Below are 12,688 nucleotides of genomic sequence, written 5' to 3'. Positions count from 1 at the left end.
TAGCACTGACCAAAAGAAACACATCACCAGAAGAAAGTCAATTAACCGCCACGCCGCATGAAAAAATTTCCGGCTTTTTTACCGCTGCGACAGAGAGGAGTTTCGCGCCGCGCCTCCGCCCCCTACCGGAGGGTCTGGCATCTCGCCTGGCCCATGATTTTGAGCAACATCACCGTGCCGCTTCTCGGTGCGGTAGATACCGCGGTGCTCGGCCACCTGCCGAGCCCGGAATATCTTTCCGGTGTCGCCATCGGTGCGAGCGTGATTTCGATGCTGCTGTGGGCCTTCGGTTTTCTGCGCATGGGGACCACCGGGCTGGTCGCGCGCGCCCATGACAGCGGTACCCGCTGGTTGCTCCGCTCCCTGTGCCTCGCCGGCGGGCTGGGCAGCGGGCTGTTGCTGCTGGCATCGCCACTGTTACCCCTGATAACCCAGTGGATGAATGCCAGCGCCGAGGCGGCGCCCCACGCCCGCGACTACCTGCAGATCCGACTGCTCAGCGCGCCGGTTGCACTGGCGAATTTCGCCCTGTTGGGTTTTTTCATCGGCCGCCAGGACAGTCGCACACCACTGGCCATTCTGGTCACCGCCAACCTGCTGAACATCCTGTTAGACCTTCTGTTGATCCTGGCGCTTGGTATGGGCGCGCGCGGTGCCGCCTGGGCATCCGTCGGCGCCGATCTGTGCAGTTTTACCCTGGGGTGGTGGTTGCTGGGGAAGCGCCACGGCGATGTGCAGCGGGAGATGGGGGAAGTGTTGGCCTCACCCGACTTCTGGCCCTGGCAGGCGGTGGCACCCTGGCGAGAACTGTTGCGAATCAACCGCGATCTGTTCTTCCGAACCTGCCTGTTGCTGTTCACCCTGGCATTTTTCACTGCCCAGGGCGCGGCACAGGGCGATACCGTACTGGCAGCTGCAGTTGTTGATGATGACGTCATACGCACTGGATGGTTTCGCCCACGCTACCGAATCCCTGGTGGGGCGCGCGATCGGGCGCGGTTCGGCGGTACAGTTCCGGCGCACCACTACCGCTGCCGGCGTGTGGGCGCTGGGATCGGCGCTGGTAGTCACCGCCGCGCTCCTGTTTGGCGGGAGCTGGATTTTGCCGTTGTTTACAGACATTCCCGCGGTATTGGATACGGCAAACGCGTTTTACCCCTGGCTCTGTGCCCTGCCCCTGGTGGCGGTCTGGAGCTATCAGCTGGACGGAGTGTTCATCGGGGCCGGCAAAAGCCGGCAGATGCGTGACACCATGTTTGTCGCCACGGTCATCGTGTTTCTACCCTGTTGGTGGTTTACCCGACAATTTGACAACACTGGCGTCTGGCTCAGCCTGTTTCTGTGGTTTGTCGCACGATCTCTCGGATTAATGGTCTATTTTTACAACTACACTAAAAACAACTATTGGCTGTAATTGGAGCACGGTATAGGTTCCTCTTCCAACGTTAAGCAGTCTTGTCCGCTCTCTAGAGCAAGGCTCAAATATGAGCCACGGGGGTTCAGCAGACAAAGAAACGGGGAGGCGGTTTCGCCGTTTTCGTTTTGATGTATGTCTGACCATTACCAACTGATTCAACAGTGCATCGATCGTGCGGTCGCCGCGGAACAGGCCAGAGGCCGCTTCCGCCGCTCACTGCACAATACCCTTCCCGATCTCCACCGCAGCATCCAATTGCCTCAGCGTGATGCCCCCCTCCATCTGACCTGTTTCGTAATTCGCTACATCCAGGTTATTCCCGGCTGGTTACAACGATTGGAGCAGTTGTGCCAGGCCGGTGGTCTCGATTTTTTTCCGGTGCGAGAACTGGTACTGCACAGTTTCAGCGAAATTCCCGAGCGCCAACCTTACGAGCACGGCCTGGGTTCGATTCTGGACGAGGCGTATCTTGCTCATCGAACCATGGAAGAAATCAACGATATGCTGCAGCCATTGTGCGGCACGCCGTTATTGCCCATGGATCCATTGGTTGCAAACCTGGTGATACGGGAACTGCTGGGGGAGGCACTGGGGTGTCAGCTGGACGACCTCGCCAAGGTGCTGCTGCAGCGATTTGAACCGGCCACGCTGGACCCCGCGCGCCTGGTATCGATGATTTTATACAAACAGCGTTTTGATGACGCGCCCGGTGAGTGGCCTGATTTTGCCAGCCAAATGCAAATCGAATTGCGGACACCGAACCTGGCACGACAATTTGACCTGTCACACTAGGCCGGTTAACTCCAAGTTATGCGTTCGCAGAATCGTTCTGCACGTGGATCACCGATCAACGCACGAAGAGCTCATCAGTGCTGGACCAGTAAACGCCAATTGCTAAAAAAATCCACCTCTCCCTGCAAAAGGGAACGGTTCAGGTCATCGGCCTGACGATGAAGATTCTTGTTGTAAAAAAACAGACTTCCACCGCGCAGGGTAAACCCTTTGGGATTATCCGTAAGCAGCTGATAGAAGGTTTCCTGCCACTCCAGATACTGCAGCACACGGCGCTTGCTGAATGCCCCCTTGCGGTATTTGGTAAAAATGGCTTCCTGCAGCTGCTGCTCGGTGAGCGCGCGCGCCGCAGGTGAAATACGGCTGATATCCAACAGTCTGCTTACATCCGCCTTCAGGTCATCCAGGTAACGGTCCGCCGCCTCCGCGGCGATTTTTGTGCGGTAAATGGCCTTCTTGCGCCGCTCCTGAAAAGGTTCACTTTTGGCGGTTTCCAGGCTCCAGATCTCCTTTTTTGCCATCTCTGTCAAGGGCCGGAAAATCGTGCTGTGCTGACGATTGGAATTGATGGTAAGGCGATCGCACACTTCCAAGGCCCCCTGCCAGTCGGCAAAAGGCTTTTCCACACCCACCGCATCGGGTAGAGCATCCACCCGCTCTCGCAGACGCTTTTCCTCGATTTCCAGCTGCCGGGAATCTTTCGCCCAGTCGTTGGCCTGCAATGCAAACAGCGACAACAGTCCCTGGTTCACACAGCGGGTTATCAGATAAGCGGTCTGAGCCTGTTGTTGCTCGCGCAGTTGGCGGTAATGATCAAGGCCGTAAGAACCGGCGATCGCAAGAACGATCGCCAGCGCGATCAGCGGGTAAAATTTTTTCAAGAGCGTGGATTCTTTGCGTTATTTTTTATTGGCGGTGCTGTCGGGCGGCAGCAATATTTTCACCGCGGTTTCTTCCACTTCCCTGTCTTCCGTTTGATTGACGCGGGTATCCAGTTCCCGCGGCGACGCCTGCAGTCGAATCTCGTCCTTGAAACCACAGGCCACACATTCGCGATAATTTTTATCGCCCAGTTTGTAATTCACGATTCTGTCCATGGCGCTGCAACGCGGACACACCGCACCGGCAATAAACCGGCGCTTCACGGGTTTTTCAAATTCTTCGCTCAAGGTCTACCTCTTTTAAAACCTTTCCGGTGAATACAGGTTCACTCGATTCCTGAGTGGCGCAACAGCGCGTCTATTTTAGGGGCTCTGCCGCGAAATTCCGTGAACAGGTCCTGCGCATCGCGACTGCCGCCCTGCTCAAGTACCGTGGTAAGAAATTTTCTGCCGGTATCCGGGTCGAAGATGCCGTTCTCCTCGAACAGGGAAAACGCATCCGCACTCAATACTTCCGCCCACTTGTAGCTGTAGTAACCCGCCGCGTAGCCACCGGCAAAAATATGACTGAAACTGTGTTGAAAGCGGTTGTCCGGTGACACTGGCACGACCGATACCCGCGCGCGCACCTCGTTGATCAGCCGCTGTATTTCCTCGGCATTGGCCCCCTCCGGGCGCGAGTGCAGCAGAAAATCGAACAGGGCAAATTCCAGCTGACGCACGGTAAACATCGCCGACTGGAAATTCCTGGCCGCGAGCATTTTATCCAGCAGGGCCTGCGGCAGCGGCTCACCGGTCTGGTAGTGACCGGAAATCATTGCCAGCGCCTCCGGTTCCCAGCACCAGTTCTCCAGAAACTGGCTGGGTAGCTCCACCGCGTCCCAGGCCACACCGTTGATACCGGATACCGCGGCCACATCCACCTGGGTGAGCATGTGGTGCAGGCCGTGACCGAACTCGTGGAAAAGCGTGGTGACCTCGTAGTGGGTCAACAGCGCCGGTTTGCCTTCGGACGGGGAGGAAAAATTGCATACCAGATAGGCCACCGGCAACTGCAGCCCGGCGATGGTCTGGCGACGCACCCGCGCATCGTCCATCCAGGCGCCGCCGCGTTTTTTCTCGCGGGCATAGGGATCGAGATAGAAACCGGCAATGGGCTGGCCACCGCGCTTCAGCCAGTAGAAGTGTACGTCCGGGTGGTAGCTCGCCACGGAATCGTCCCGCTCCGCCACCACGCCAAACAGCCGGTCCACCACCGCAAACATACCCGCCAGCACTTTCGGGTAGGGAAAATACGGGCGCAGCTCTTCCTGGCTTACCGCGTAGCGGTCTTGCTTGAGCTTTTCCGCCGCCCAGGCAATATCCCATGGCTGCAGCTTTTCGAGACCGAGCGCCGCTGTCGCGAAGGTCTGCAGTTCCGCAAACTCCCTCACGGCGGCGGGCTTGGCGCGCTTGGCCAGATCCCACAGGAACTGTTCCACCTCCTCCGGCGACTCCGCCATCTTGCTGGCCAGGGAGCGCTCGGCGTAGTTTTTCATCCCGAGCAGATGCGCCTGTTCCGCGCGCAGGGCGAGGATCTCCGCCATTACGTTGGCATTGTCGAATTCGCCGGCGTTGGGTCCGACGTCGGAAGCGCGGGTGATATAGGCGTAGTGGATTTTCTGACGCAGTGCGCGGTTCTCCGCGTGGGTCATCACCGCCAGGAAGCAGGGGCCGTCGAGCGTCAGCAGCCAACCCGGTTTGCCCTTGGATTCCGCCAGTGACTTCGCGGCAGCCAGTGCGGAATCCGGGATACCCGTCAGTTCGGATTCCTCGGTGACGTTCAGGGTCCAGGCATTGGTGGCGTCCAGCACGTTGTTGGCGAATGTGCTTTTCAGTTCCGCCAGGCGCTTGCTGATCGCGGCATAGCGCGCACGCTTGTCTCCCTCGAGGCTGACACCGCCGAGATGCATATCTCGCAGACCGTGGCGCACCGCCTGCTTGCGCGCCTGTGGCCAGGACGCGAAATCCGGTGACTTGGCCAGCGCGCGGTAGACCGCGTAGAGCTCGCTATTCTGACCCAGCTCGGTCCAGTACTCGGTTACCCGCGTCAGACAGGCCTCGTACGGTGCGCGCCAGCCGCCGCTCAGCACACTGTTCAGATGCGACACCGGCGAGAAGGCCTTGCTCAACAGGTCCTGCGCCTCTTCCAGTGGTGCCAGTGTTTCGTCCCATAACGGGGTATCCCCCGCCTTTTCCAGGCATATTTGCAGCTGATCGCGACATTTCTCGATGAAAGCCGCAATGGCAGGCTCGGCGTGTTCCGGCTTCAGGGTGTCGAATGGCGGAAGTATCGGGGCGGCCAGCAACGGATTGGACGACGACGTGTCAGACATGGGAATTCCTTGTCGGTGGGCGAGCGACGCCGGAGCGGTGATCGCACAGACGGGTTAACATACGCCCGTATTTTAGTGGATTGCCCCAGCGGAGGTCAGCCTTGTCCCAATCCGATTCCTGTTCAGTACGCACACATCGCGGCCACCACCCAAAATTCGGCGAGCGGGTCTATATCGATCCACAGAGCAGCGTCATCGGCGACGTAGAGCTGGCCGATGACTGTTCCGTTTGGCCCATGGCGGTGATCCGTGGCGACATGCACCGCGTGCGCATCGGCGCCCGCACCAGCGTGCAGGACGGCTCGGTACTCCACATTACCCACGCCAGTGACTTCAACGAGGGCGGCTGGCCGCTGACCATTGGTGAAGACGTCACCATCGGCCACAAAGCCTGCCTGCACGGCTGCACCGTGGGCAGCCGGGTGCTGATCGGCATTGGTGCGATCGTTCTGGATGGCGCGGTGATCGAAGACGAAGTCGTGCTCGCCGCCGGCGCGCTGGTGCCGCCGGGCAAACGACTGGAAAGCGGCTACCTCTATGTGGGATCTCCGGCAAAACAGGCGCGTCCGCTGTCGGAAAAGGAAAAACGTTTTTTTACCTATACCGCCGGCAACTACGTAAAACTCAAAGACGAATACCTCGCCGATTGATCCTGCAGTAACTGCACTTCGCGCGCGCGGATTCCGCAGGATCACCGCGCGCGACGATCGAGTTCAACAGTCACAAGTTCTGCCGCGCGGCACAATGTATCGAGCAACTGTACTAAACCTGATGTACAGAACCTGATACACAAAAACCTGCGTGAACAGTAACTTCTGCTTTTGGACGACTCGATGACCGACTACCGGCAACTGCGTATCAACGGCCAGCGCCTGTGGGACTCCCTGATGGAGATGGCGCAGATCGGCGCCACACAAAAAGGCGGCTGCAACCGCCAGGCCCTTACCGATCTCGACAAACAGGGCCGTGACCTCTTCGTGAAATGGTGCGAAGACGTCGGCTGCAGCGTCACCGTCGATGAAATGGGCAATATCTTCGCCCAGCGCCCCGGTAAAAGCCCGGAACTGCCACCGGTACTCACCGGCTCCCACCTCGACACCCAGCCCACCGGCGGCAAGTTTGACGGTGTTTACGGCGTACTGTCCGGCCTCGAAGTCATCCGCTCTCTCAACGACGCCAATGTGGAAACCGAGGCCCCTATTGAAGTGGCCGTGTGGACCAATGAAGAAGGCGCCCGCTTCTCCCCCGCCATGATCGGCTCCGGCGTCTGGGCCGGCGAATTCGACCTCGACTACGCCTACGCCCGCCAGGACAAAGAGGGCAAGACCTTCGGCGCAGAACTCGAGCGTATCGGCTACAGAGGCCAGGCCCCCGCCAAACCGCGCCCACTCGCCGCCGCGTTTGAAGTCCATATCGAGCAGGGCCCCATTTTGGAGGCCGAAGAAAAAACCATCGGCGTATTGAGCGGCGTCCAGGGCATGAACTGGTACGACCTCACCCTGATCGGCCAACCCTGCCACGCCGGCCCCAGCCCCATGGAAGGCCGCCGCGACCCGTTTATGGGGCTGCACCGCATCCTCGACCAGCTCTACAAACTCGCCGAAGAACACGCCCCCTGGGCAAGGGCCACCTTCGGTGACATCCGCGTCGAACCCGGCAGCCGCAACACCGTCCCGGAAAAACTCGTCCTCGCCGTAGACCTGCGCCACCCGGACCAGAAAACCCTCGACGCCATGGACCAGCGCTTCCGCGAAATCGCCGCCAGCGTCGCCGGGGAAACCGGCCTGGAACACGATATCCGCGAAGAATGGCGCTCCCCCGCCGTCGCCTTCGATACGAAATGCGTCGAAGCCGTACGCAGCGCCGTCGCCGATCTCGGCTACAGCAACAAGGAAATGGTCTCCGGCGCCGGCCACGACTCCGTGTACATCTCCCGCGTAGCGCCCACCAGCATGATCTTCGTGCCCTGCGAAAAAGGCCTGAGCCACAACGAAGCGGAAAATGCGGAACCGAAAGATCTGGAAGCGGGGGCGAATGTACTGCTGCACGCGATGCTGAAGATGGCAAACAAAAGCGGCTGACGAAGCGACCAACTTAAATGCTAAGCGGCTGCTGCCGGACCCCAAACAGGGCTCCACTGAAAAAGTTTCGAGAAAGAAGATGACCGAATTTACCTACAAACACCGCAACGAAAACGGCAACACTGCGCCACTGAAAAACTGGGGTATCGATTCCGAATACGGCGTGCTCACCGACCTCCTCGTCGGCCCCATCGACAACTACACCTGGCAAATGGGCAATGCCGCCAGCCGCCGCTCCGTGCGCCTCGGCCGCCAGTTCGACGCCGCTGTTGCCAAACAACAGCATCGGGAAATGCTCGACGCCTACAAACAGGCCGGCGTAAATACCCACCTGCTGCCCGCCGACAGCAACCTCCCCTACCAGCTCTACGCCCGCGACAGCAGCGTCATGACCCCCTGGGGCCCCATCGTCACCCAGATGTACTCCCCCTGGCGCCGCGGCGAATGGGTCGACGTGGTAAAGACCTACCAGAAGCTCGACATCCCCATTTACGACATCATCACCGCCGGCAGTTTGGAGGGCGGTGACTTCATGGTGCTGGAACCCGGCGTCATCCTGTGCGGCTACAGCGGCGAGCGCACCTCACCCCAGGGCTTCAACCAGATGAAAAGCTGGATCGAAAAAGAAGGCTGGGAAGTCAAAGGTTACGAATTCGATCCCTACTTCCTGCACCTCGACGTGCTGGTAGCGGCGCTCGCGGAAAAGCTCGTGGCTGTGTGTGTGGATGCCGTAGAGCCGGAACTGGTGCAATGGTTCAAATCCCGCAACTTCGAGATTATCGACATCTCCTACCCACAGGTGATGGAGCTCGGCGTCAACGTCGTGGCGCTGGGCAACGACCGTGTCATGCTCCCCGCCGACAACACCGAACTGAAAGAAAAGTGCCGCGCCCACGGGTTAGAGGTGATCGACCCGGATATCTCCATGATCACCGCCGGTGGCGGCGGCGTGCACTGCATGTGCCAGCCGCTCGCGCGCAAACCGGGGTGAGACCGAAGATCGGCTAGCCGTCCCCGGCTATCAGCAGCTTACCGGCGGTGCGCAACAGCTCGCCGGTGAGTGCCTCCAGCAACTCCCCGCCGGTGCGCCAATGGTGCCAGTAGAGCGGCACATCAATGGGCCGATGGGGTAACAGTTCTACCAGCTCACCCCGCGCCAGCACCTCCTGGGCCTGCAACTCCGGCACCAGCCCCCAGCCGAGACCATTGGCCACCAGCTGCACAAACCCCTCGGAAGACGGGCACAGGTGATAGGGAAAACTCCCGCTAAAACCCAGGGATTCCAGGAAACGGTGCTGCAGGGAATCATCCGGCCCGAATACCACCGCCGGGGATTTTGACAGCGTGAAGGTATCGACCCCGTCTGGAAAATACCGACCCAGGTATGCCGGGCTCGCCAGCGCGCGGTAGCGCATGGCGCCAAGGGCAATACTGCGCGCCCCTGACACCGCCTTCTCCGCACCGCACACGCACGCCGCCACATCGCCGGCGCGCATGCGCTTGAGCCCCACTTCCTGATCCTCCACCACCAGATCCAGCACCAGATTGCGCGCGCTGCAGAATTCCGCAATCGCCGGCCCCCACCAGGTCGCCAGACTGTCGGCATTGATGGCAATCCTCAGTCTTTCCGGGCCCGACCCCGCCTCCATCAACGCGGGAATCTGCCCCTGGATATCCCGCTCCAGCAGGCGCACCTGTTGCACATGGTTCAGCAGGCGACGACCAACTTCCGTAGGTTTCGGCGGTGATCCGCGCAGCAGTACCGGCTGGCCAACCCGCGCCTCCAGCAACTTGATGCGCTGGGAAACCGCGGACTGTGACAGCCCCAGGACCAACGCCGCCCGCTCAAACCCCGCCTGCTCTACCACCGCCGCGAGCGCGGCCAGCAACTTGTAATCGAACATATCAGTTTTACTAATGCAGGATTAGGAAAAGTCGTTTTTCTTATACCAGAGGTCGAGCCAAACTGGCCACCGAATTGACTTAGCGGGTAGAGAAACACGATGTTCCACAGCTATTTGAACGGCCTGATGCTTGGCGCGGGCCTGATCATTGCCATTGGCGCGCAGAATGCATTTCTGCTCGCGCAAGGGGTGCGGCGGGAATACCACTTTCAGGTAGCGGCGGTCTGTGCACTCTGCGATGCGGTGCTGGTCTGTGCCGGGGTATTCGGGCTGGCGGTACTGCTGGCGGAAAGTCCACTGCTGCTCAGTGTCGCCCGCTGGGGTGGTGCCGCCTTCCTCGGCTGGTACGGCGTCCAGGCACTGCGCCGCGCGCTGCGCCCGGCGGGGCTGGAAAACGGCAAGGAAGAAAGAGCCCGGTCACTGGCCAGCGTAATGATGATGACGCTGGCGGTGACCCTGCTCAATCCCCATGTCTATCTGGATACGGTGCTTTTGATCGGATCACTCGGCGCGCAGCAAACGGAACCCGGCGCCTATGCCCTGGGTGCGGTCAGCGCCTCCATCACCTGGTTTTTTGGCCTGGCGATGGGTGCCGCCTGGCTGTCCCCCTGGCTGGCCCGCCCGACGGTATGGCGGTTTATCGACCTGGGGATTGCCGCAATGATGCTGACCATCGCTGCAGGGCTGGTGATGCAGCAGTGAGCCGTTGCCTCCCGCTCAAGCCGCGTATTCGATTTCTACCAGGCTGCAGCGCTGGGCAATCCCCAGCGCCCGTTTGATGGACGGGTAAACCGACGCTGTTGCCACACAAATACCCAGCTCGATACGTTGGGCTTTATCCAGCAGCTGGTCGATACGTGCATCCAGCTGGGGGTCAATCACCCGGTAGCTCGCCACCGCGCTGGCGAAATCAAAAATGTCCTTCAGGTTTTCCGGCAAGCGGCTGCCACCCTCGATACAGGACTTCACCACCGTCTTGTCCACGCCCGCTTCCAGGGCCATGCGCACGGATAACTGCAGGCATTCACCACAATCGGCGATCTGCATGGAAGCCAGCCGGCTCACCCAGTAGATATCCAGCGGTAACTTGCCGCGATAACTGGATAGAGACTGGAAACCCAGAAACGCTTCATAACACTCCGGCGCTATCTGTAGAAAATCCTGCAGATACCCCACGTCGTAGCGGTAGTGTTCACCAAACGCCGCGATTTGTTGCTGCACGGTTTTGCGATCCATGATTCACCTCGAAATTTCATCGGAACTCTTTCAACACAGGAAATTGATGACGATCGCGCTCGCCCAGAGCCCCAGGCCAAAAGCACCGTGGGTACACAGGCTCAGTAATCGCGCACGTGTCGGTCGCGGGGTACGACTGGCGGCAACGCCCGCACCCAGTGCGGGCTGCATAATAAAAAATGGCAGCACGACGGTTATCAGGCCAAACCCGAGCGCCTGCAGCAGGTTTGGTTTTTCCAACCAAGCAACACCAAACAGCCCAAGCATGGCCGCCGCCAGTACAACGCCGGTCAGATAGTGCACGCTCCAGCCTAAAACCTTCTCCCCCCTGATCGGCTGAACCACACCGATGCTGTCGTGGACGAACCTGCGCGGCATATACCCGATCCAGCGCCCCACCAGGCGCCAATCCAGAGGGGGAATACCCGTAACCAGACGCACCAGCTGACCCCAGAGATCGCAGATCAACGTCGCACCGATCCCCAATACCAGGCTGTCGCCAAGCCAGGGCCAGAATTCATTCACGCATGCACCTCACTGCTTTCATCCAAGATTGGAAGGCAGTTTCTACTGGAAAATACTTGAGGAAAAGTTGGTATCTATCGGAAATACAGATAGATAGCGAGGCAGGCTACTGAGGAGGGCTGTAGTAGTTGCCGTAAAGACGGTGTGCCTCGCGCGCAAACCAACGCCCGGCGACCCCCTGGGCCGTGCGATTGGACCAGAGCAGATCGACACCGAGGCTCCAGGCGGAGAGCGCACTGGTGAGATTCAGCTCCACCAGACGGCCGCTCTTGAGGAATGGCCGCGCCAGCTCGAATGGCGCATTGACCCACCCCACTCCCTTGCTGGCCAGCTCCAGCCCCTGTAACAGGGAATCCGTACGCCAGCACTGGGTGGCAACCTGATTCTGCGGGCTTGTGTGATCCCTATCCATCGACGGGGTGGCGGTGCCGCTGGCGATCAGAATCTGCCGGTGGTCGGCGGCCTCCGCCAGACTGGCAGAGAGCATCTGTGCAAGGGGGTGGTCCGGCGCGACAAGGGTGAGGATCTGCTGCTGCCCGAGATTGTTGGAGCGCACTTCACCCGGATAGCCATCGCGGGCGGTGACAAAGGCAAAATCCGCTTCGCCCCGGCCTATCCGACCGACGGCCGTATCGCCGTCGACACTGCTGGCATGGATCAACGTGTTGGGAAATTGTTCGGCAAAGGCCGCGAGCATATCGTTGAGCCGATCCGGCATCACCTGCTCCTCGAACAGAATGCGCAGCTGCGACTCCTCGCCCCGCTCGTAGGAATCCGCCGCCTGCTGCAACCGGCGCATCTGGCCGATGGACTGGCGGGCCAGGGGCAGCAGCGCCAACGCGACGTCCGTGGGTTTTGGAAACTTGCCACTGCGATCAAACAGTTCGAGGCCGAGATCCAGTTCCAGATTCTGGATCTGCGCACTCACCGCGGATTGCGCACGGCCGCTGTCACGCGCTACGGCAGAAAAAGAGCCGAGTTCACAGGCGCTGACAAACAACTGCAGCTGATCGAGACTGAGATTGCGCACCCGGCTGGCTCCCTGCCACTTCTAAAAAATTATTTTCCCTGCGCCCTGAGCCATCCGGACCCGGCAATGCCACCTGCGGCACAGGCCAGAATGATCACCAACGGCGTCAGGGTCCCGAGCGCCAGCGCCCCGATGCCGAGACCGTGCATTGGCAGCAACACCAGCAGCAGAATTCCGGCGGGAATCAGGGAGAGCAGAAGGCCGCGGGTGATCCAGCTCTTGCGCCATGGCAGCAGGAAAATCAGCCCGCAGATACCGCCCCACACCACACGCTGGTAAATGTATGCATTGGAAAGATGTGGCGCGATATCGACCGACAGCGCGCGGGTAATGCCGTAGTGACCCAGCGCCCAAAGCCCGAGCGCATACCCTAAACCGGCCACGCCGCCGGCGGCAAAACAGATGGAAAGATTTTTGATAAATTCGCGCATGTACATCCCCCGGTTT

Annotated in this window: 14 protein-coding genes and 1 pseudogene; 7 read left to right on the top strand and 8 right to left on the bottom strand. The window is 59.9% G+C overall.

What is annotated here, in order from left to right:
* Positions 1–57: 57 nt before the first annotated feature.
* The 3 genes and pseudogenes from C3938_RS18200 to C3938_RS08020 form a co-directional block, all read left to right on the top strand.
* A pseudogene (locus C3938_RS18200) lies at positions 58–864 on the top strand (MATE family efflux transporter); the annotation flags it as partial.
* A gap of 61 nt (positions 865–925) precedes the next feature.
* Positions 926–1,414 (top strand): MATE family efflux transporter, encoded by a 489-nt coding sequence (locus C3938_RS18195; RefSeq protein ID WP_325027381.1) that lies wholly within the window; start codon positions 926–928, stop codon positions 1,412–1,414.
* Positions 1,415–1,549: 135 nt separating this feature from the next.
* Complete coding sequence (locus C3938_RS08020; RefSeq protein ID WP_105102641.1) at positions 1,550–2,209, top strand: hypothetical protein; 660 nt, start codon at positions 1,550–1,552, stop codon at positions 2,207–2,209.
* Positions 2,210–2,283: 74 nt separating this feature from the next.
* Here the strand turns inward: C3938_RS08020 and C3938_RS08015 are convergent, their stop codons facing one another.
* Genes C3938_RS08015 through C3938_RS08005 form a run of 3 tightly spaced genes read right to left on the bottom strand, consistent with a single transcriptional unit; the run spans position 2,284 to position 5,465 of the window.
* The gene (locus C3938_RS08015; protein ID WP_105102640.1) at positions 2,284–3,090 is read right to left on the bottom strand and encodes a hypothetical protein; all 807 of its coding nucleotides are present in this window, start codon (positions 3,088–3,090) and stop codon (positions 2,284–2,286) included.
* 18 nt (positions 3,091–3,108) lie between these two features.
* Positions 3,109–3,378 carry a YheV family putative zinc ribbon protein gene (locus C3938_RS08010; RefSeq protein ID WP_418903576.1) on the bottom strand — a complete coding sequence of 90 codons (270 nt, stop codon included), beginning with the start codon at positions 3,376–3,378 and terminating at the stop codon, positions 3,109–3,111.
* A 38-nt stretch (positions 3,379–3,416) separates the two neighbouring features.
* Positions 3,417–5,465 (bottom strand): M3 family metallopeptidase, encoded by a 2,049-nt coding sequence (locus tag C3938_RS08005; RefSeq protein WP_105102639.1) that lies wholly within the window; start codon positions 5,463–5,465, stop codon positions 3,417–3,419.
* Between the two features lie 101 nt (positions 5,466–5,566).
* On the opposite strand from C3938_RS08005, the gene C3938_RS08000 reads away from it, so the two are divergent.
* The 3 genes from C3938_RS08000 to C3938_RS07990 all read left to right on the top strand — a co-directional run bounded on the left by C3938_RS08000 (position 5,567) and on the right by C3938_RS07990 (position 8,537).
* Positions 5,567–6,115: a gamma carbonic anhydrase family protein gene (locus C3938_RS08000; RefSeq protein WP_105102638.1), complete on the top strand. Its 549-nt coding sequence runs from the start codon at positions 5,567–5,569 to the stop codon at positions 6,113–6,115.
* Between the two features lie 183 nt (positions 6,116–6,298).
* On the top strand, positions 6,299–7,546 hold the full coding sequence (locus C3938_RS07995) for a Zn-dependent hydrolase (protein WP_105102637.1): 1,248 nt from the start codon (positions 6,299–6,301) through the stop codon (positions 7,544–7,546).
* A gap of 79 nt (positions 7,547–7,625) precedes the next feature.
* Positions 7,626–8,537, top strand: a complete 912-nt coding sequence (locus C3938_RS07990; RefSeq protein ID WP_105102636.1) for a dimethylarginine dimethylaminohydrolase family protein — start codon at positions 7,626–7,628, stop codon at positions 8,535–8,537.
* 13 nt (positions 8,538–8,550) lie between these two features.
* Here the strand turns inward: C3938_RS07990 and C3938_RS07985 are convergent, their stop codons facing one another.
* Positions 8,551–9,450, bottom strand: a complete 900-nt coding sequence (locus C3938_RS07985) for a LysR family transcriptional regulator ArgP (protein WP_105102635.1) — start codon at positions 9,448–9,450, stop codon at positions 8,551–8,553.
* Positions 9,451–9,549: 99 nt separating this feature from the next.
* Between C3938_RS07985 and C3938_RS07980 the strand changes: the two genes are divergently transcribed.
* Entirely contained in the window at positions 9,550–10,152 is a 603-nt protein-coding gene (locus tag C3938_RS07980; RefSeq protein ID WP_105102634.1) for a LysE/ArgO family amino acid transporter, read from the top strand.
* A gap of 15 nt (positions 10,153–10,167) precedes the next feature.
* On the opposite strand, the gene C3938_RS07975 is transcribed toward C3938_RS07980, so the two are convergent.
* From C3938_RS07975 to C3938_RS07960, 4 genes are all read right to left on the bottom strand, one after another.
* The gene (locus tag C3938_RS07975; RefSeq protein ID WP_105102633.1) at positions 10,168–10,686 is read right to left on the bottom strand and encodes a hypothetical protein; all 519 of its coding nucleotides are present in this window, start codon (positions 10,684–10,686) and stop codon (positions 10,168–10,170) included.
* Positions 10,687–10,716: 30 nt separating this feature from the next.
* Positions 10,717–11,211, bottom strand: coding sequence for a DUF2938 domain-containing protein (locus C3938_RS07970; protein ID WP_105102632.1), 495 nt, complete (start codon positions 11,209–11,211; stop codon positions 10,717–10,719).
* A gap of 106 nt (positions 11,212–11,317) precedes the next feature.
* Entirely contained in the window at positions 11,318–12,241 is a 924-nt protein-coding gene (locus tag C3938_RS07965; protein ID WP_105102631.1) for a LysR family transcriptional regulator, read from the bottom strand.
* 29 nt (positions 12,242–12,270) lie between these two features.
* On the bottom strand, positions 12,271–12,672 hold the full coding sequence (locus C3938_RS07960) for a hypothetical protein (protein WP_105103286.1): 402 nt from the start codon (positions 12,670–12,672) through the stop codon (positions 12,271–12,273).
* Between the last annotated feature and the right edge of the window lie 16 nt (positions 12,673–12,688).

Source organism: Microbulbifer pacificus (genome assembly GCF_002959965.1).
Taxonomy (GTDB): Bacteria; Pseudomonadota; Gammaproteobacteria; order Pseudomonadales; family Cellvibrionaceae; genus Microbulbifer; species Microbulbifer pacificus_A.
This window is presented reverse-complemented; position numbering and strand designations above follow the sequence as displayed.